Source organism: Microbulbifer mixtoriginis (SeqCode) (assembly GCF_052466695.1).
Map to the genome: position 1 here is coordinate 801,859 of NZ_CP174285.1, position 21,039 is coordinate 822,897.

Annotated in this window: 12 protein-coding genes; 8 read left to right on the forward strand and 4 right to left on the reverse strand. The window is 49.6% G+C overall.

Annotated features, from left to right (window positions below; all coding sequences use genetic code 11):
- Positions 1-31: 31 nt before the first annotated feature.
- On the reverse strand, positions 32-1,468 hold the full coding sequence (locus ACJJI0_RS03640; protein WP_252081809.1) for a di-heme oxidoredictase family protein: 1,437 nt from the start codon (positions 1,466-1,468) through the stop codon (positions 32-34).
- A gap of 360 nt (positions 1,469-1,828) precedes the next feature.
- Between ACJJI0_RS03640 and ACJJI0_RS03645 the strand changes: the two genes are divergently transcribed.
- Together ACJJI0_RS03645 and ACJJI0_RS03650 are read left to right on the forward strand one after the other, a co-directional pair.
- On the forward strand, positions 1,829-4,063 hold the full coding sequence (locus ACJJI0_RS03645; protein ID WP_444884705.1) for an acyl-CoA dehydrogenase: 2,235 nt from the start codon (positions 1,829-1,831) through the stop codon (positions 4,061-4,063).
- A gap of 24 nt (positions 4,064-4,087) precedes the next feature.
- Positions 4,088-6,292 (forward strand): acetyl-CoA hydrolase/transferase C-terminal domain-containing protein, encoded by a 2,205-nt coding sequence (locus tag ACJJI0_RS03650; RefSeq protein WP_444884706.1) that lies wholly within the window; start codon positions 4,088-4,090, stop codon positions 6,290-6,292.
- Positions 6,293-6,302: 10 nt separating this feature from the next.
- Here the strand turns inward: ACJJI0_RS03650 and pta are convergent, their stop codons facing one another.
- From pta to ACJJI0_RS03665, 3 genes are all read right to left on the reverse strand, one after another.
- The gene (gene pta, locus ACJJI0_RS03655) at positions 6,303-8,465 is read right to left on the reverse strand and encodes a phosphate acetyltransferase (RefSeq protein WP_444884707.1); all 2,163 of its coding nucleotides are present in this window, start codon (positions 8,463-8,465) and stop codon (positions 6,303-6,305) included.
- Positions 8,466-8,467: 2 nt separating this feature from the next.
- Positions 8,468-9,676 (reverse strand): acetate kinase, encoded by a 1,209-nt coding sequence (locus ACJJI0_RS03660; RefSeq protein WP_444884708.1) that lies wholly within the window; start codon positions 9,674-9,676, stop codon positions 8,468-8,470.
- 259 nt (positions 9,677-9,935) lie between these two features.
- Positions 9,936-11,534 (reverse strand): isocitrate lyase, encoded by a 1,599-nt coding sequence (locus ACJJI0_RS03665; RefSeq protein ID WP_252081804.1) that lies wholly within the window; start codon positions 11,532-11,534, stop codon positions 9,936-9,938.
- Positions 11,535-11,648: 114 nt separating this feature from the next.
- Between ACJJI0_RS03665 and ACJJI0_RS03670 the strand changes: the two genes are divergently transcribed.
- From ACJJI0_RS03670 to ACJJI0_RS03695, 6 genes are all read left to right on the forward strand, one after another.
- Complete coding sequence (locus ACJJI0_RS03670; protein WP_252081803.1) at positions 11,649-12,584, forward strand: LysR family transcriptional regulator; 936 nt, start codon at positions 11,649-11,651, stop codon at positions 12,582-12,584.
- A gap of 189 nt (positions 12,585-12,773) precedes the next feature.
- Positions 12,774-14,948, forward strand: coding sequence for a malate synthase G (locus tag ACJJI0_RS03675; protein WP_444884709.1), 2,175 nt, complete (start codon positions 12,774-12,776; stop codon positions 14,946-14,948).
- 901 nt (positions 14,949-15,849) lie between these two features.
- Positions 15,850-18,033, forward strand: coding sequence for an FUSC family protein (locus tag ACJJI0_RS03680; protein WP_444884710.1), 2,184 nt, complete (start codon positions 15,850-15,852; stop codon positions 18,031-18,033).
- Between the two features lie 17 nt (positions 18,034-18,050).
- The gene (locus ACJJI0_RS03685; protein WP_353505426.1) at positions 18,051-18,263 is read left to right on the forward strand and encodes a DUF1656 domain-containing protein; all 213 of its coding nucleotides are present in this window, start codon (positions 18,051-18,053) and stop codon (positions 18,261-18,263) included.
- Positions 18,264-18,316: 53 nt separating this feature from the next.
- Complete coding sequence (locus tag ACJJI0_RS03690; RefSeq protein ID WP_444884711.1) at positions 18,317-19,387, forward strand: HlyD family secretion protein; 1,071 nt, start codon at positions 18,317-18,319, stop codon at positions 19,385-19,387.
- Complete coding sequence (locus ACJJI0_RS03695) at positions 19,365-20,891, forward strand: efflux transporter outer membrane subunit (protein WP_444884712.1); 1,527 nt, start codon at positions 19,365-19,367, stop codon at positions 20,889-20,891. The genes ACJJI0_RS03690 and ACJJI0_RS03695 overlap by 23 nt, the downstream gene beginning before the upstream one ends.
- The last annotated feature ends 148 nt before the right edge of the window (positions 20,892-21,039 follow it).

Consider the following 21,039-nt stretch of genomic DNA (forward strand, 5'->3'; position numbering starts at 1 on the left):
GTTGCCGCGGGCATCGTTCATGAAGAGCTGCCTATCGATTGTGTAAATCTGAAACTGGATCCTTGGGCATGCGCAGAGACATCAGAAAATAAAGGATCTTGTTCTTGTCTTCGTCACTCAGATTTTGGAAGTTTTCTGCGGCGTAGCCGGCATCACTTCCAGGATTATCGTGTAACAAGATGGCTTCTACCAAGGTGAGTGCGCGCCCATCGTGCATATAGGGCGCTGTGTCAGCAACTCCCCAAAGGCGTGCGGTGATAAATTCCCTGTTTTGCACTTCATCCTGGAAAAAGGCGGTTTCAGCTAAGGCTATGCCCATGTCATAGCGCTTGAGATCAGAGAACATTTCGACCTCAATTCCCGCTCCAAAAATGGATTTAAAAACTGTGGGGGGCTTGCTTAGATCCACGTGATAGAAAGTATCTTCAAATGGTGCCTCCGGGGAGCCCGTTAGCTTAAAGGGCAAGGTCCTCCGCTCAGTGGTCATTACGGGACGATGGCAGTCGGCACAGCCAACCTCGTGGAACAATTTGCGACCCCGGTTATTTTTGCCGGATTCTATTTGGAAGGGGCGGTCCAGGGTGGCAATGAAAATACTGATCGCGGATAGGTCACCGACAGAAATTTCGTTGGTCACGCCGTCATTGTCTTCGTCGGCTTCTGCCCCGCCAAACTTTTCTGTTGCCTGCATCCCCATGTGAAAAGAAAGGGCGTTCAAGGAGAATTCGCGGGCTGAGGCATTATCGCCTTTCCTGCCAAACGGGCGTACCACAAGGTCTGCATCGACGCCTTCCACATTGCTGGTGTCCAGGTTGCCATCTTCATCGACAAAAATACTGCCAAAATTAACGGATTTAGTATCCAGACTGACAACAGTTCCAGGGTTGTCTAAGGCGTATTGTTTGAGGCGCTGAAGGTCAGCGGTCATTTCTCTGGCGACTAGTTCAATCCCTCCAGAACCAAATAAGAATAGGGGGTTGATCAGGCGGCCATCGTATTCCGCAGTCCCATCGAAGCTTTCGTCAATGACATCGATATTGACCGGACGCAGCATTGCGCTGGTACTAAAACCGCCACCGCCGCCAATACCCATGGTGGCCGGCACAGTTCTATTGCTGACGATACTGTGACATTCCAGGCAGTTCTGGGAGTCGAGTCCATTGACTCGCAGGAAGGTACCATTGCCCTGTAATGTCGGTCGGTTACCGCCATCCGCGGAGTGGTTATCAGGCTGGGATTCATCGTGTGCACCATCCCCGTAGCCATCGTAGCGATTAAAGGGGGTGCTGAAAATGAGCATCCCGGCCTGGCGAATTTCATCCAGGCTCAGTTCACCTTCAACAATTTGTCCCTGGGTAATTCTGTCTTCCGGGGCCAGCCGGGGGCCTTCTCCCACCAGATTGGCGAAGAGCAGGCTGGGGGTTAAAAGTCCGACACCGGCAAGCGAGTTCACAAGAGTCTGCTTCATACGAGCATCCTAATTCAATGCTTTCTATCAACTGATCCAGAGCTTCATTTGCGGCGTCCATTCCATCTCTCTAAATATAGGTAGTATTTCCCAGGAATATCGCGACAACTGGCGCTTCATACATCTTATTGATGTATAAATTTCAGGTTCTCTTGGGCGTCTAGTTACCAGGGGGCTCTCCCCGCACAAAATGTTGTGTCAGGAGTACTGAGTGACTGCTTGTGAGTTTTCAATTTGGGAAGAGATCTTACTGAAACTCTTCAACCGCATTCGTTGCCTATCATTATTTTTTGAAATAGCACCATGGCTAGTGGTAATTGGCGGGGTAGTGCACCGCTAGGGATACTGCGGAAGGTAAAAATGAGCGAGTTGCGCAAGAAATTCTTTACCAAACCCCTATTGAATATCATAAAGAGGATTTTACCGCCAATATCTCAAACGGAACGGGAGGCAATGGAGGCCGGAGAGGTTTGGTGGGATGCTCAGCTACTCTCCGGCAAACCGGACTGGAAGCAATTGCTCGATATGGGGCCGCCGGAGCTGAATGAGGAGGAACAGGCTTTTCTCGATGGGCCTGCCGAAGAGCTCTGTAAAATGATCAATGATTGGCAGATCAGTTTTGTCGATCACGATATCCCAGAGCATGTTTGGGAGTTTCTGCGCAAAAATCGTTTCTTCGGCATCATCATTCCCAAAAAATATGGTGGTCTCGGCTTTTCCCCTACTGCGCATGCAGAAATAGTCACCAAAATTTCCACGCGGAGTAACACCGTCGGCGTCACTGTGATGGTGCCCAACTCCCTTGGGCCGGGAGAATTGCTGCTCGCTCATGGCACCCAGGAGCAAAAAGACTATTATTTGCCCCGGCTTGCCGATGGCACGGATATTCCCTGTTTTGGCCTCACCAGCCCCCAGGCGGGCTCCGATGCGGCATCCATGATTGACCGCGGAGAGGTCTGTTACGGTGATCATCAGGGGGAAAAGGTCTTGGGGATGCGTGTCAACTGGCACAAGCGGTATATCACCCTGGGGCCTATTGCCACGGTCTTGGGGCTCGCCTTTAAGTTGTACGACCCGGAGCATATTCTCGGCGATAAAGAGGAGCTGGGAATTACCGTGGCACTGGTTCCTACTGATACAGAAGGCGTAACTATTGGTCAACGCCATCTCCCGGCGATGCAGGCCTTCCAAAATGGTCCCAACTGGGGAAAAGATGTCTTTATCCCTATGGAGTGGATTATTGGAGGTCAGGAGAATGTCGGCAAAGGCTGGGAAATGTTGATGAGCGCCTTGGCTGCTGGGCGTGGCATCTCGCTTCCCTCGCTCTCTACGGGCGGTGCCAAGATGGCGGCGAGGACCACTGGTGCCTATGCGCGTATCCGCGAGCAATTCAATATTCCTGTAGGGCGTTTTGAAGGGGTGCAAAGTCGGCTGGCTGAGATCGCCGCTATCGCTTTCGTGCTAGATAGCGCCCATAAGACAACCACTAGGGCATTGGATGATGGACTTAAGCCGGCGGTAATCACCGCAATTATGAAAGCCAATGCAACAGGGGGGCTGCGCCAGGCTATTGATGACGCCATGGATATTCATGCTGGTAAAGCCATCATGGATGGCCCACTAAATTACCTGGGTAATGCCTATCGTGCGGTACCCGTGGCGATAACGGTAGAAGGGGCCAATTTATTGACCCGCAGCTTAATGATCTTTGGTCAGGGTGCAATTCGCTGCCATCCCTACATACTTGATGAAATGCTCGCTGCTGAAAATCCCGATGAAGAGGAGGGGCTGGAGCAACTGGATCATTTGCTCCCCAAGCATATGTGGTTCCAGTTCAAGACATTATTGCGAGGAGTATTTCACGGTTGGACCGTGGGGCTCTTTGCCAGCAGCCCTCGTAATGTTGGAGGCGCGGCCAAGTATTTTCGTCAGATCAATCGCTACTCGGCTGTGCTGACACTGGTGACAGAGGTCTCGCTGATCACCTTGGGCGGTGAGTTAAAAAGAAAAGAGCTGATATCCTCCCGGCTCGGCGATGTGCTCAGCCAGCTTTATCTGTTGAGCTGTACTCTCAAGCGTTTCTATGATGATGGAAATCCCAAAGATGATTTACCGTTGCTGGAATTCGCCATGCGCGATGGTTTGCATAAAATCGAAGTTCAGTTGCTGGAAGTTTTTCAGAATTTCCCGCGCCCATTTTTTGGACAGTTGATGCATTTTCTGACTATGCCCTGGGGGCATAGTATCCATACTGCTTCAGATCGACAGGCGCGAGCATGTGCCGAGTTGCTGTTGAGTCCCTCCAAAACCCGAGACCGTTTGACCCGTGGTGTTTTCCTTGGCAATCCTGGCGATGGAGTTGAAATTGTCGAGCAGGCCTTCAACAAGGTATGTGCCTCTGAGCGTGCACGAGAGAAGTTAAAAAAGGGGGGTATTCGCACCCTAAGTCGCGAGTCGGTGGAAGAGGGGTTGCAACGTAATCTCATTAGTGATGAAGAAGCGGATGCTCTTCGTGACGCAGCTGATGCAGTGGATAAGGCTATCCAGGTCGACCACTTTGATCATTTGGCCAGGGTGGTGGGAAAAATCCAATAGCCTTGTGAGAAAAGCCTGATTTCCATGGAAGTTTCTCCTGATAATGTTCCCCAGCGGTTTACCGGCGCCGAGGAGTGTATCGATGCTCTGTTACGCAGGGTCGGTAAAAAGATTGTGCTGGGGTTACCCCTCGGATTGGGAAAAGCCAATCACTTTGCCAATGCCCTTTACGCGCGTGCCGCTGCAGATCCTTCTATTTCTCTGACCATTTATACCGCCCTGACTCTTGAGCGACCCAGGGGGGACAGTGATATCACGCGCCGTTTTGTACAGCCTTTACTGGATCGTCTTTACAGTCACTATCAGGATCTTGGTTATGTGACGGCAAGGAGGCAAGGGCAGCTTCCCAATAATATTGAGGTGATAGAGTTTTTTATGGAGCCCGGTGCTTTGCTGGGTAATCGCTATGCTCAGCAACATTATGTCAGTACTAATTATACCGAGGTGCCCGAAGATCTCTTGCGCAATGGGATCAATGTGATCGCGCAAATGGTGTCACCCTCACCGGCGGGTGGCAAATACAGTTTGAGCTGTAATCCGGATCTGACCCTGCCACTTTTAAAGCTGGCCTCCGATCGCAAAGGGCAATCGCTTTTTTTACTGGGAGAGGTAAATCATCAATTACCTTATATGCCGGGCAGTAGTGAGCTTGCGGAAGGCGCTTTCGATTTTTTATTAGAAGGTAACCAGTTCAATACTCCATTGTTTGCCGCTCCTGCAATGCCGGTGAGTTTTACCGAATACGCTATCGGTTTTCATATTGCCAGCCTGATCGCTGATGGTGGTACTTTACAAGTGGGTATCGGGGCGCTTGGCGATGCGGTGTGTCATGCCTTGCGCTTGCGTCACAAAGAGAATCCGCTCTTCACTCGCCTGCTGGATGAATTATCCGATTCGGAGTCATCCGCATACCGAAAAAACCTCCCCCTACAAAAGGCGCCCTTTCAACAGGGGCTATATGGTGCCAGTGAAATGGTTCCCCATGGCTTTTTACTTCTGCGTAAGGCGGGGGTTTTAATCCGTGAAGTGTTTGCTGATGCGGCACTACAGGAGTTGCTGGACTCGGATGCGATCACCCATACAGTGAACGAAGAGACTCTGCTTGCTCTGAAAAAGAGAGGGCGTATCCACTGCCCGTTAACCCCTGATGACACGGCGTTTTTGCAGCGTTTTGGTATTGTGGATCCAAGTTACAGTTGGCGCGGCCACAAGTTGTTAACACCCGATGGCGAAGAGGAGGAGTGTGACCTGCACAGTGAGCACGGCCGTCGACGATTGATAGGCAGTTGTTTGAACAACAAACTTAAAGGCGGTATCTGGTTGCACGGTGGTTTTTACCTTGGCCCTGAGGTGATGTATCGAGAGTTACGGGATCTAGCCCCCATTGAGCGGGCCGGTATCGATATGACTTCTATCGATTTCACCAACGATCTGCGCGGCCAACAAATGCTGAAGCAAGTCCAGCGCAAACACGCACGTTTTGTAAATTCAGCCATGATGGTGACATTGGGCGGAGCCGTTATTTCTGATGCTTTAATGGATAATCAGGTAGTTAGTGGTGTTGGAGGGCAATACAATTTTGTTGCCCAGGCGTTTGCACTGCCTGGGGCCCGCTCCATTATTGCCCTGCCGAGCACACGCGTTCGCGACGGAATTTGTGAAAGTAATATTGTCTGGGAATACCCCCACACCACTATACCTCGGCACTTGCGTGATATTGTGGTAACTGAATACGGCGCGGTGGACCTGCGGGGTAAAGCAGATCGGGACGTGATGGTTTCCATGCTCAGTATTTGCGATACACGATTTCAGGCAGTGTTGCTGGAACAGGCCAAATATGCAGGCAAAATCGAAAAGGACTTCACTATTCCGGCAGCGTTTAATCGAAATACCCCGGAGCATATTGCCGAGGTCTTTTCCGATGAAAAGTCCCTCGCCATGTTGCCTTACTATCCGCTGGGTACGGACTTTACCGATGAAGAGGGATGGCTGGCTGTCGCACTTCAACAGTTGAGAGCGGCTGACCGCAGCTGGTGGAAAATGCTGATAACGGTGATCAAGGGGCGCAGAGTGTGGCGGGACAGGTCTGATAAATTCGCGTTTATCCATCGCTGTCTGGAGCGGATGGGTTGTGACCATTCGGATACCTATGAGCACCGCCTGGAGGCCTATGTTATTGCCGCCGCGCTGCATGAATATATTGACCTTCGCCGTCCCCTCTGTGGATAGAGGCCAGTTATTATTTAGTTATATGTGATTGATGTTGCTGGGCCTGAATAGCGGTAAGTGCAATGGTGTAGACAATATCGTCCACCAGGGCACCGCGGGAAAGATCATTCACCGGTTTGCGCAGCCCCTGCAACATAGGCCCAATACTGACTAAGTCCGCACTGCGTTGTACTGCTTTATATGTGGTGTTGCCGGTGTTTAAATCAGGGAAAATAAATACGGTGGCGCGGCCCGCGACTGGGCTCTGTGGCGCTTTCTGCTCAGCCACATTTTTTATCAGCGCCGCATCGTATTGCAGTGGTCCATCAATAATCAGCTTGGGCCTTCTCTGCTTGGCGATTTGTGTAGCTTCACGCACTTTGTCTACGTCTAAGCCGGTTCCTGAGGTGCCGGTGGAGTAACTGATCATTGCTACTCGGGGTTCTATCCCAAAAGCCGCTGCGGAGTCTGCCGACTGGATGGCGATCGCAGCCAATTGGTTGGCGTTGGGGTCCGGGTTGATGGCGCAGTCTCCGTATACCAGTACCTGCTCGGGTAGAAGCATAAAGAAAATTGAGGAGACAAGCTCTTCACCTGGAGCGCTCTTGATCAATTGCAGGGCGGGGCGGATGGTATTGGCGGTAGTGTGAATAGCGCCTGAAACCAGGCCGTCCACTCGGTCTAGGGCCAGCATCATAGTGCCCAAAACTACATTGTCTTGCAGCTGTTCTTTCGCGACCACCTGAGTGAGGCCTTTATTTTTACGAAGAGCTACCATGGGCTCTACATACTCTTCCCTGACATCTTCGGGCTTGATGATTTCTACTTTTTTACTGAGCCTGAGGCCCTGTTGCTCGGCGATTCGCTGGATAGATCCCGGTCTCCCCAGCAGTATCGGTTGTGCAATTCCCCGTTCTGCACAGGCCAGAGCTGCGCGTATAGTGCGGGGTTCTTCCCCCTCTGGAAGCACAATGCGTTTTAGCACCCGGCGGGCCATTTCTGTTAGGTGGTAGCGAAATGCTGGGGGTGACATCCGCCGCGGTCGCTGGGAAACCTGGCTTAGGGATTGCACCCAGTTTCTATCCAAGTGGCTGGCAAAAAAATCCTGTACCCGGTTTACTCGCTCGCGGTCATCTGCGGGGGTGCGCAGGTTAAAGGTTTGTAACTCCATCACGGTATGCCAGGTGTTGGAGCTGACTAACATTACCGGCAGTCCAGTCTCCATGGCCGGTGTGCAAAGTTTGTGTACCCCGCGATCCAGTCGGTAGCCCCCGGTCAGCAGCAAGCAGCCAATTTTTACACCGTTCATTGCTGCCAGGCTGGCTCCTACCATGACATCGGGCCTGTCAGCTGAAGTGACCAGTAGGGCACCTGAATTAAAGCGATGCAGCATATTGGCTAGGGATCGCGAGCAGAAGGTTACGCTGCGCAAACGGCGGCTCTCTAGTTCTCCGCGATTGATCAGTTGTGCATTGAAATGCCGGGCCAGATCCAGCGCCCGGGGGGCCAGCAGCTGCGCATTCCAGGGGATGGCGCCAACGATGCGTAGAGGAATTTTACGATACAGATCCTTTCGGTTGACAGCTTTGGTACAGGGCTCCTGTTGAGCGCCTACCGAGATAAAGTGGCCGCCAGGTGGGTCGGTTATGCGGGGAGGGGCATCCAGCTTATTGATAATGCAGCCTACCACCGGGTTGGATGGGCCCTCACCAAACGGTTGCATCGCATACTGCAGACGCTCTGTAAGCTGGCGAATATCACCTGTGTGCAGGCTGGCAACCAACACCACTTCCGCATCCAGGGTTTTTGCCATCTGGCAGTTCAATTGGTCAGAAAATTGATTCTGCCTTCCGGGTAAAAGTCCCTCCACGACTATTACATCCGCAGTTTGAACGCTGCTGCGGTAGCGGGCCAAAATTTTCTCCAGTAGCTCCGTGGTTCCACCTGCGGAGATCATAGTTTCAGCTTCTTGTGCGCTGATTGAACGGGGAATGTCCAGCTTGGTAGTCTGCCGCAATATCTCTGTGGTTCTCTCGATGGCGCCGTCGCGGGAAGGTGCTTCGCTGACAGGTTTGAAAAACTGGGTTTCTACACGGTTTCGTTCAAGTGCCCGTATTAAGCCCAGGCTTACCGACGTAATACCCACACCCACATCCAGTGGAATCAGCATTAAGGCGCGCGCGTTGTGGGGCATGTTTATAGCGCCCTGTTCGCTAAGCGGATGGTATCTCGAGCAATAACCCAATCTTCACGGGTGGGTATCACAAGGATATCCAGTGTTCCGTCTTTCGATATCTGCCCTTCAGAACCGAAGCGAACGTCTTCATTGCGCTTATTGTCCAGCTGGTAGCCGAGCTGGCTGAGCCAACCTATCGTTTCTCGCCGCACCCAAGATGAGTTTTCGCCAATACCCCCGGTGAATACCAGCGAATCAACGCGCTTTAGTGGCACTGTGTAGGCTGCGATATATTTGGCCAGCCGATAACAAAATAGCTTCAATGCCAAGCTAGCACCGGCATGGCCTTTGCCCATAGCTTCTTCCAGTTCACGACAGTCATTGCTTAGCTCGGATATCCCCAGCAGGCCGCTGTTGCGATTCAGTAACTGTTCGAGTTCCGCTAGGGAATAGTCCAGTGCCTCTCCCAAATGAAGTAATAAACCAGGGTCTAGGTCCCCGCAGCGACTGCCCATTACCAGCCCTTCAAGAGGAGTCAGACCCATACTGGTATCCACGCTCTTTCCGTTTTTAATGGCGCACAGGGAAGCGCCATTGCCGAGGTGAGCGGAGATCACATTGATTTTGTCTGTGGGTGTTTTCAATATTTCGGCGCTGCGCTCACCGATATAGCGATGACTGCTGCCATGCATACCGTAGCGGCGCAGTTGGTGATCCCGATACAAACTGTAAGGCAGTGCATAGAGGTAGGCGTAATCCGGCAAACTCTGGTGGAAGGCGGTATCGAAGACCGCCACCTGGGGCAACTCTGGGAAAGCGAGCAGTGAGGCCTGTATACCTTGCAGGGCTGCAGGGTTGTGTAGTGGCGCCAGTTCACAGCAGGCTCTGATAGCTGATACCACGCTGTCATTGATCAGCGCGGAATCTGCGAACTGTTCGCCACCATGGACCACCCGATGCCCGATAGCCCGAAGCTGCTCGCGCAACGCTGACCAGGGGCCGCCGAATCGCTTTACCAACGCTCCGATAACCCCTTCGTAGTCATCCCCTGGAGAGAGTTTCTGTGTTCCCTCTTTTTCATCGCGCTGCCAAGAGAGTGCTGCTGAGGATGATCCCAGGGCATCGGCTTGGCCTTTTAAGCGTTCCTCACCAGTTTCTGGGTTAATGATGGAGAACTTTAAAGAAGAGCTGCCGCAGTTGATGGTCAGTACAAGGCTTGGGCCAGACATAGGCGGTGCGCACCTTAGCGTGTATACCCTAAGGCTAGCTAATATGGCGCAAAAGTCTTTGAGAAAAGGCAATAAGATTGGGAGCAAAAAAAGGGCCGCGATTGCGGCCCAAGTCCAAAATGCAGAGATAAAAGCGCAGTTTGCATAACTGTTCTTCTTCGGCGGAATCATTGTCCTGATCAATTTGAACAGGAGAGAATCCCTGAAGAAAAAGGCGGCTTGCGCCGCCTTGAATCTACCTGAAAGGTATAAGAGCGTCTTAGCTGAACTGGTTCATGGTGTTGTCTTTACCAGAAGCTTTCAGTGCCGCTTCACCAGCAAAATACTCTTTGTGGTCGTCACCGATGTCGGAACCGGCCATATTCTGGTGCTTAACACAGGCGATACCCTGACGGATTTCTTTACGCTGAACGCCTTTTACGTAGCCCAGCATGCCTTGCTCACCGAAGTACTCTTTGGCTAGGTTGTCGGTAGACAGGGCCGCAGTGTGGTAAGTCGGCAGGGTGATCAGGTGGTGGAAGATACCGGCTTCACGGGCAGCGTCGGCCTGGAAGGTACGGATCTTCTCATCTGCAGCTGCAGAAAGCTCGGAGTCGTCATACTCGGCGCTCATCAGGTTGGCGCGGTCGTAAGCGGATACGTCTTTGCCTTCTTCAGACCATGCATCGAATACCTGCTGGCGGAAGTTCAGGGTCCAGTTGAAGGATGGGCTGTTGTTGTAAACCAGCTTCGCATCGGGAACCACTTTGCGGATTTCGTCCATCATGCCGCCGATCTGGCGAACGTGGGGTTTCTCGGTTTCGATCCAAATCAGATCGGCGCCGTTCTGCAGAGAGGTGATGCTGTCCAGGATGCAGCGAGCTTCGCCGGTACCTTTGCGGAACTGGAACAGGTTGGAAGCCAGGCGCTTAGGACGCAGCAGCTTGCCTTCGCGGTTGATTACAACGTCACCGTTGGCCAGATCAGAAGCTGCGATTTCTTCACAGTCCAGGAAAGCGTTGTACTGGTCGCCCAGGTCACCCGGCTCTTTGGTCACGGCGATCTGCTTGGTCAGGCCGGCACCCAGGGAGTCGGTACGGGCAACGATAACACCGTTGTCTACGCCCAACTCCAAAAATGCGTAGCGAACTGCGCGGATCTTGGCCAGGAAGTCTTCGTGAGGAACGGTGACTTTACCGTCCTGGTGACCACACTGCTTCTCGTCGGAAACCTGGTTCTCGATCTGGATACAGCAAGCACCCGCCTCGATCATCTGCTTAGCCATTAGGTAAGTGGCTTCTGCGTTACCGAAACCGGCGTCGATGTCGGCAATGATCGGCACAACGTGAGTCTTGTGGTTGTCGATCTTGTCTTGAACTGCTTTCTCGGCTTCTTTGTTGCCGGCTTCGCGGGCGGCGTCTAGCTCGCGGAACAGGTCGTTCAGCTCGCGGGCATCGGCCTGACGCAGGAAGGTGTACAGTTCGTTGATCAGGTGCGCAACAGAGGTTTTTTCGTGCATGGACTGGTCGGGCAGAGGACCGAATTCACTGCGCAGAGCGGCGACCATCCAGCCGGACAGGTACAGGTAGCGACGGTCAGTATTGCCTTCGAAGTGCTTCTTAATAGAAATCATCTTCTGTTGGCCGATGAAACCGTGCCAGCAGCCCAGGGATTGGGTGTACTTTGAGCTGTCTTTGTCGTAGTTCTCCATGTCAGCGCGCATGATATTGGCAGTGTATTTGGCAATATCCAGGCCGTTCTTGAACTTGTTCTGGGCGCGCATACGGGCAACAGATTCGGGATTGATAGCATCCCAAGTGCCGCTTTTGCTGTCACGGAGCTTAGCTACCGCGTCGATGTCTTGAGTGTAAGTGGACATGACAGTGTTTCCTTAAAACGGTGACTGCGATTAGGTGTTGAGTATCTTAGGAGGAGTGGCATAATTTGCCTAATTTATTGATTTTATTTTCACTATCGATCTGGCAAATGTTGTATGCAACTGGAAAGAGCTGACCTGAACCTGCTGGTATACCTGGATGTGCTGCTGCGCGAGCGCAATGTGACACGAGCGGCCAACTACTTAGGGCTGTCCCAGCCCGCAATGAGCAATGGCCTGAAACGCCTGCGCGAACTCTTTGACGACCCTCTGCTGGTACGCACCCGAGAGGGCATGATGCCCACGGAGCGTGCCCTTGAACTTCAGCCGATGGTTCGTGAGGCGCTATCCAGCATTGACCGTGTGATTCAGCCCAATAGGGATTTTGATCCCGCCAACACCCGGCGTACCTTTCGCATTATGGCCAGTGACTATGCTGAATCCACGTTGATCCCGCCCCTGCTTAAGCAGCTGAGGGATGGTGCTCCAGGAATCAGCCTGGATATCATGACGCCCAGCGATGTGAGCTTTGTCGATGTGGAGCAGGGTAAGGTGGATATGGTAATTAACCGTTTCGATAGTATGCCCCAGAGCTTCCACCAAGCTACCGTATGGCGCGACAGTTTCTCTTGCATGATGCGAGCGGATAACCCAATTCTCGAAGACTACAATCTGCAGAGTTACTTAAAGGCTCAGCATATATGGGTGAGCAAGACCGGCATGGGTGTGGGGGTAGGAGTAAACCCAGAGGATGTGCAACGCTTGGGCTGGGTAGATGAGGCTATTGGCAAATTGGGGGAAAAGCGGGATATCTCGGTTTTCACACGCCACTACCAAGTGGCTATGCTGTTGGCCGAGCAGAGTGACCTGATTGTCACTGTGCCCACCCGTCTGGCACAGCTTGCCAGCGACAATCCCAGAGTCGTGCGCAGGGATCCGCCGCTGGACATCCCTCCTCTTGAGCTAAAAATGGCTTGGAGCCCACTTTTACAGCAGAGCGCACCGCACCGCTGGTTACGGCGCCTGATCCTGGATATTGGTCGGGCTCTATGAGTGACCCCTTAGTAAGGAATCATGCGCCCTGCGGGTGAATATACAGTTCTCTTGGCAGTGAATCATGCGTCATCCATTTTCATAAAAATTTGATCTATGAATAGTGGAAATTGTGTCTATAAATTAGCGGTATGCTGAAATGGCTGTTTAGAATGCCGTAATTCCAACAATCAGTGAGAGGCCCAGGGTATGACGGAACGAGTCCAAATCGGTGATCTACAAATCGCACCAGAGCTTTACAACCTGGTCTGCGAGGAGGTGATTCCAGGAACCGGGGTCGATGCCGATAAGTTCTGGGCTGGACTCGATGCGATTGTCCGCGACCTGGCGCCAGTCAATCGCTCCCTGCTGGAAAAACGCGACGAATTACAGGAAACCCTGGATCGCTGGTACACCGAAAATCCGCAGGGCTTCCTCGATCTGGAAGGCTACCAGACCTTTCTGAAAGAAATTGGCTACTTGGTGGATGAGCCCGCTGAGTTCAGTGCTTCCACTGAGAATGTGGATGAGGAGATCGCCACTCTCGCCGGTCCTCAGCTAGTGGTCCCGGTGATGAACGCCCGCTATGCACTGAATGCCGCAAATGCCCGCTGGGGCAGCCTTTACGATGCCCTCTACGGCACTGATGTGATCAGCGAAGAAGGTGGAGCGGAAAAGGGCAGTGAGTACAATCCGGTGCGCGGAGCCAAAGTGATTGAATATGCGCGCAGCTTCCTAGATCAGTCTGCTCCATTAACCTGCGGCAGTCATAAAGAAGCCGTGCAATATCGTATTAACGGCTCTCTGCTGGAAGTTGTCCAAGCCAATGGCGATATTGCCACCTTGAAAGACGGCACTCAGTTTGCCGGTTACCGCGGTGACAGCGAAGAACCCTCGAGTATTTTGCTCAAGCAGCACGGCCTGCACTTTGAAATTCAGGTGGATCGTGAAAGCCCTATCGGTAAAACCGATGACGCGGGTATTAAAGACGTCCTTATGGAATCTGCATTGACCACCATTATGGACTGTGAGGACTCCGTAGCGGCAGTCGATGCGGAAGACAAGGTTGTGGTTTACCGCAACTGGCTCGGCCTGATGAGAGGTGACCTCAAGGAAACCATCAATAAAGGCGGCAAGACTTTTGAGCGCAAATTAAATGTCGACCGTGAATATATTACACCGAATGGTAATCAGCTAACCCTGCCGGGTCGCAGTTTGATGTTTGTGCGCAATGTTGGCCACCTGATGACCAACGATGCTGTTTTATATGGTGACGGCCAGGAAATTCCGGAAGGTATTCTCGACGGAATGATTACCAGCCTGATCGCTCTACATGATCTACGCGGCAATAACGAGATCAAGAACTCTCGTGAAGGAAGTATCTACATCGTAAAGCCGAAGATGCATGGCCCGGAAGAGGTGGCTTTTGCCAACACGTTGTTTAATCGTATTGAGGATGCCCTCGGCCTACCGCGCCACACGGTGAAAATGGGTATTATGGATGAGGAGCGGCGTACCACGGTAAACCTCAAAGCCTGTATCGCCGAAGCCAAAGAGCGCGTGGTCTTTATCAACACCGGCTTCCTGGATCGCACAGGAGATGAAATTCATACCTCTATGCTTGCCGGCCCCATGATTCGCAAGGGAGATATGAAGCAGTCCACTTGGATCAACGCCTACGAAGAGTGGAATGTGGATGTGGGTCTCAATAGCGGTCTCAAGGGTAGAGCGCAGATTGGTAAAGGTATGTGGCCGATTCCAGATCAGATGTCAGCGATGATGCACGCCAAGCTCGCACACCCAATGGCTGGTGCGAATACTGCTTGGGTACCATCGCCCACGGCGGCAACTTTGCATGCACTGCACTACCACAAGGTTGATGTGAACCGTCGACAGGAAGAGATTCAGCACCGCCATCACGCCAAGCTGGAAGATATTCTCACCGTACCGGTGGCCAAAGACACTAATTGGAGTGCTAAAGAGATTCAATTGGAGTTGGATAACAATGCTCAGGGTATTCTCGGCTATGTGGTGCGCTGGGTTGAGCAGGGGGTAGGTTGCTCCAAGGTACCGGATATTAATGATGTCGGCCTGATGGAAGATCGCGCCACCTTGCGAATTTCTTCACAGCATATTGCCAACTGGCTCAAGCATGACATTGTTAGCGAGAAGCAAGTGCGCGAAACCATGGAGCGTATGGCTGCAGTTGTGGACCGCCAAAATGCCGGTGATGCCAATTACAACAGTATGGCTCCAAATTTCGATAGAAGTGTTGCCTTCCAGGCCGCTTGTGAGCTCGTATTTGAAGGTTGTGTACAACCAAACGGCTACACTGAGCCGGTTTTACATCGTCGCAGGCGTGAGTTTAAGGCTTTGAACGGTTGATTTCTGAGCTGGATTGTTTCTTAAAGGCCCCTCAAGGGGCCTTTTTTATTGGGCCTGTGGAGTATCATTTAGCATGCCCAACAGTAGATAGTAATTAATATTCCGATAGAATTCCGCGCCTGAAGCTGATAAGTGACATGGCTTTGCTGTTGAACAGTAAAGGATGGAGAGTGTTGTCATATTGACCTCCTCCTATTTAGTCACTCTGGCTGTACAAAGTGCCGCCCTACTAGCCACCGCAAATACTCGAATTGATAGATTGTTGGCGCCACTGAGGCAGTCGTCCAAGCTGTTTGTATCATTTAATTTCGGCCGCTTACAGAGGGAGTAAAGTATGGCCCATCTCCCCATTCTTTGACTTAGCAGGTATTCAATTTTCAAAGTGTATGGTTATGACACGATGGCGCGCAATCAAGTGAAGTAAATGTTAAGTAGGCAAATGCTGGGCTGATTGCTTTAGGATACCTTTCTAACCAATCCTGATTTTATTAGGCAGTTAAAGAAAGGTATACCGCTCAATAAATTTGATAATACAATTTTCCTTAGGGGATAAAAAGCCTATACAAATTATCTCTTTGCCTATGCCCAAACTACAGGCTATAAAAAGAGACTGACGGAAAATCATAGACTGTGAGACGAGCTTTTAAATACTAACTTCATTTTTTCGTTTATAACTTATGTCGTATGTTGGGATATAAGTTTTTAGAGATCTTCGCTGACGCTCATACTTTATTGGCACTTTAAAATACGCTTTGTGCGTGCTGTATCTATAAGTGCATCCCTGATTTAGTTGCTTTCTTATATGCCATACTTCCTCCTGCCAACCTAAAAATTACATGACTTGTAATCATTAGGGTGTCAAAAGCTTGTCGCTTTATCGTGAAAATACTCGGAGATAACATTGTACCTGTCTCGCAATGCGAAAGAGTCAATAAAAATTGCGCTGGCTTTGGTAATTGTTTATGCCATTGCAATGGGTATCAATTGGGAAAAACCTTTTTGGGGTGCATTTGCCGTTATTGTGTGTAGCCAGGCAAACTTGGGGCAGTCGTTAAATCGTGCCATTTTGTGGATGCTGGGCACTCTGTTTGCACTTCTAGGCGGCTGGATAATCGTCGCATCTTTCCCTCAAGATCGATGGCTTTTTATGATTGCGCTATCGGTATGGGTTGCGGGCTGCGTTTATATCTTGCAAAGGTCAAAGCGTCAGTATTTTTGGATGACCTGTGGCTATGTTATTTTGATGTTATGGGATGCGACCGGTGGTGATTTATCCCTTTCTTATGAGGAAGGGATATTCCGTATTCAAGAATCTTTACTGGGTATTATTGTATATGGGCTTGTAGCTGTTTTGATCTGGCCAAATTGTAGCCGCGAAGAACTGCATGAAGCAGCGGTTTCCCTGCTAGATATGCATCGTACTTTTGCAGATAGATGTTTTTTAAGAATTCAAGATCGAAAGAAAGTTAAAGTCCTTAGAGATAAGCGAGTCGAACTGTTAAGGGCAGATACACGTTTGCGTACAGCTATTAATGATGCCAGTTCTGATAGTTATGAAATCTGGGAGTGCCGTAGACATTGGAAGGCGCTTGGTTATCGTACAACCGCGGTAACACAGTCATTACTTAAATTAGAAGAGAGTTTGGCCCTATCCAGTGATTTGGGGATTATGAAGTTTCTTTTGAATGTGAATGACTATTTGGAAGTTATGAGAGGGCGATTTAAGAGAGTTAGATTTGCCATTGCTGAAGATGAGGTGGCTGGAGATGCTCGGGAGAGGGTGGTTAGGGGGGACGTTGAAAAAGTAAAAAAGGAGCTGTCAACTCCAGAGACTGCCGCAATAGCTGTAACAAGGCGTTCTTTGAATGATTTGGAGGTGGAAACCCGGGCACTAATTAATGCTGTAAATGATCTAAAAAGCCTGGAATTTTCCAGTTCGAGTACTTCAAGTGAACGTGAAGAATACTGGTTTGGATTGTTAATGCCTGATCCTGATAGGCTGGCTAATGTGGTTCGCGTGCTAGTGGGGATCTGGATATCTTATTTAGCTTATTTATTTGTTCCAGATATGATAGGCGGGCTGCTTGTTGTACTTTTAATTACAATTATAGCAATCATAGCATCTGTAAGTCCACAAATTAACTTATTTAAATCTTGCATATATACAATTCTCGTATGCTTGATGTCCGCACCTCTTTACTTTTTAGTTATGCCAAAATTGCAAGGCTTTTATTCGTTGGGTTTAATGGTGTTTTTCTGGACTTTTACTATTTCCTATTTTGCGAATCGAATGTTTGGTGCGCAGTCAATGATAAGAACCTTAGCTCTGCTATTTCCGCAAATTATTTTCAATTTCAATAATTATCAGACTTATAGTTTTGTCGTTTATACAAATTATATTTTTGTGTTGGCGATTATTTTTTGCATACTGGCGGTATCTAGAAATATCCCGATTTCTTCTCATCCTGAAAGAAATTTCAAAAAAAATGTGAATCGACTACTTGATAGTGCTGCGCGTTTGGTAGTTGAAGGCGATTTGCCGGCCTTAACAAGACGCTCAATATTTCATCGCCTTTATGTTTTATATCATTTAAATATCGTTGTGATTTCGCATGAGAAGATCCTTTACTGGAAAGAAGGTATTGATGTCAATAATGTTAAAGGTATGTCGGGGGATCAAATGCGAAGGGTAATTGATTTACTTATGCTGATTGCTAATCAGGTTAAGATTTTGCATGGAATTGATCACTCAAAAATGAAACTTGTTGCAACCAAAAGTATGCTGCGCGAGGTGTTTATCTGGAGATCTCTCGTAGGAAAAATATTGTTTTACTTGTCAGGGGGACAGCGAAATATAAACATCAAGTCTTTACGAAGAGGTTATAGGCGTATATTTGATAGAGTAAATGTGGATGTTGGAGGGCTGATGGAGCTCTGGGAAAATGATGAGGAGACTGCAAAGGGGGTTTCCAACTTTTTGTACTTTTTGGGTGTTACCCACTGTATTAGCAATTACCTCGATGAGTTTTATAAATTATCAGAGTCCGTAGATTGGAAATATTTTTGTGAAGAAAGATGTTTATGATTCAAATGGGTTAATGTATGGAAAAGATACCTCATGATGTATCAGTAGGAGGTTTTTTTATTTCTCCAGTTCTAGTTGCGGGGGTACTTGGGGTGCTCGCGGCATTACTTACTGCGAGACTCCTGGATCGTTACCGCCTTTCTAGATACTTTGCAAACCCGCCAGTAGTAATTATATCGTTGAGCATTATCTATTCAGTCTTTATTGGGTCAGTATTTGTGGGTATTTAAGGGTGGAGAAGTTTAGAAAGTACATACTTACGGCAAGTATGGTATTCCTGGCAATGTTTGCATTGGTTCTTCAGTTTTGGAAGTATCTCAACAACCCCTGGACTAGAGATGGGAAAGTGCAGGCGGATATTATCCAGGTTACTCCTAGAGTTTCAGGTCAAGTGGTTTCGCTGCCTATTAGAGATAACCAATTTGTCAATGCGGGTGAACTTCTATTTCAAATAGATCCAAGAACCTATGAAGCCGCTTTGGCGGAAGCCAAGGCTCAATACGAGGAGGCAGTCGATATTTATAATGCTCAGAGGGAGAATATTCTGGCTTATGAAGCTAGGATAAGGGAGTCCTCCGCGGCTATAGATTTAGCGCAAAGCAACATCAATGCACTAGATGCAGAGATCACCAAGGCTAGAGCGGAGTATAGGCGTCAGCAAGAACTACTTCCTCAGCGCGCCACTTCATTGAGATCTCTTCAGGCCGCACAAGCTGAGTTTGAGTCGTCAGTGGAGTATCGGGCTGGTGCAGAGGCAACACTCGTTAAATCCTTAGCTGCTTTAGAGCAATCTCAGGCTGAATTAGCACAGGTCCGTGCGCAACTCGGTGCACTTGGGGCAGATAATCCTGGTGTGCGCGCAGCTCTGGCTTTAGTACGTCAGGCTGAACTTAATCTGGAATATACAACGGTGACGGCGCCTGTATCCGGATATGTTACAAATCTGGATTTTCGCTTCGGTGATCAAGCTGTAGCAAATCAGCCCGCACTATCAATAGTGGATATTAGTACTTATCGAGTAGAAGGTTATTTTCGTGAAACCTTTATACGCAGAATTGCTCCAGGGGATAAGGCAATAGTGACATTAATGGCATACCCACATAGGCCACTCAAAGGGTATGTTGAAAGCATTGGCTGGGGTATTGCACAAACTGATGGAACTGCGGGTAACGACCTTTTACCACGAGTTGATCCAACTTTTGAGTGGATTCGCCTCGCTCAGAGAATTCCGGTGAGAGTTCATTTGTCAGAAAGGCCTGAGTCTGTCGAGCTTCGTGTTGGTTTTACCAGTTCAGTGCTCATATTGAGCAATACTGCGAGCGCCGACCAAGATGATACGGCGCAAAATCCTTAGCCTGTTTAGGTTTGAATATCTACGCAAGTCCTTAGCTCTTGGTGCTTTTTCTGTATTTGTTGGTAATGGTTGCATGCTGGGCCCAGATTATGTACCGCCCCCTGTTACAGTTGAAGACACCTGGATTTATCAAAACAGTAAACGGGTAGATATCCTTGAAACAGTGAATCCTTACTGGTGGCAGTCTGCCTTCGCCGATCCTGTTCTGGATGATTTGGTAGAGCAGGCAATAGAAAATAACCTGGAATTGCGATCAGCCGCATTAAGAGCACTGCAAGCGCAGCAGCTCCTCGCTATTGCAATAGGGAATCAATATCCACAGATACAGCAAATTGAGGGGCTCGTAGATCGCTCCAAATATGTTCGCTCCGGTATAACCGGAAACTATCAGAGTGAGTACTACCTTAATTTCAATTTAACCTGGGAGTTGGATATGTGGGGGCAGTTGAGGCGATTGGTTAATTCCGCCGCAGCTGACTTTGAGGCCAGTATGGCTGAATATGATGGGCTGCTTGTCTCAATCATTGCACAGGTAGCGCAAACATATATCAATATTCGCACTGTAAAACGCCGTATTCAGGTGGCACAGGAAAATATTCGTATTCAGACTGAAGGGCTAAGAATCGCTGAAGTAAAATTTCATGCAGGAGAGGTCAGTGCGTTGGATGCCGAACAGGCCCAAACCTTATTAAGTAACACTCAGGCTGCTGTTCCTGCGCTGGAAGCTACGCTTCAGCAGTTCAAAAATACCCTTTCAATACTACTGGGTATGCCCCCTCATAGCCTTAATGACCTCCTTTCTGTACCTCCAACGGTGCCCCATGTGCCCTCAATTATAACGATAGGCATGCCGCAGGATCTTTTGCGTCAGCGTCCTGATATTCGCCAGGCTGAGCGGCTTCTCGCAGCACAGGGGGAGCTGATTGGTGTTGCTCGAGCGGAGCTATACCCAAACTTTTCAATCGGTGGGCTAATAGGAGCAATTGATATCAGGGGGGGGCAGTTAAATGGCAGAAGTGATGCTTGGGATTTATTCGTTGAGTTTGATTGGAATGTGTTTAATTATGGCCGGTTGCGCAACAATGTGCGCTTGCAGGATGCGACCTTCCAGCAGCTGGTATCAGACTACCAGCAAGTGGTCTTACAGGCGCAGGTTGATGTTGAGAATGCCATAGTTGCATATCTCAAATCCCAGGAACAGCAGTACTTTTATAATATCGCAGCTATGGCTTCTGAAGAGGCCGTCAATCTCTCCATGACGCAATATGTCGACGGAGCGATACAGTTCAACACTGTTATCACCACGATGGTTTCAAATTTTACCCAGCAGGATCTCTTGGTGATTGCCCAAGGTGCAGTAGCAGCGAATCTAGTTCAGGTTTATCTTTCTCTTGGGGGCGGCTGGCAGATTCAAGATGGGCTGACGCCATTGGAGTTATTACCCGAAGAGACAATAGAGGATATGCTTCGCAGGACTCACTATTGGGATAAGATCTTGGAATAAGCTCTCTTTGCACTTGTCTGGCCCGCACCAATCCATTAATCCGTATCTTTAGGATGATCAGCGTACCATCAGCCGCTTAGAGACATTTGGCGCAAAAAGAGTAAAGAGAATTAGCAATCGATATTGACCTAAACCAAGGTTCAGGTAT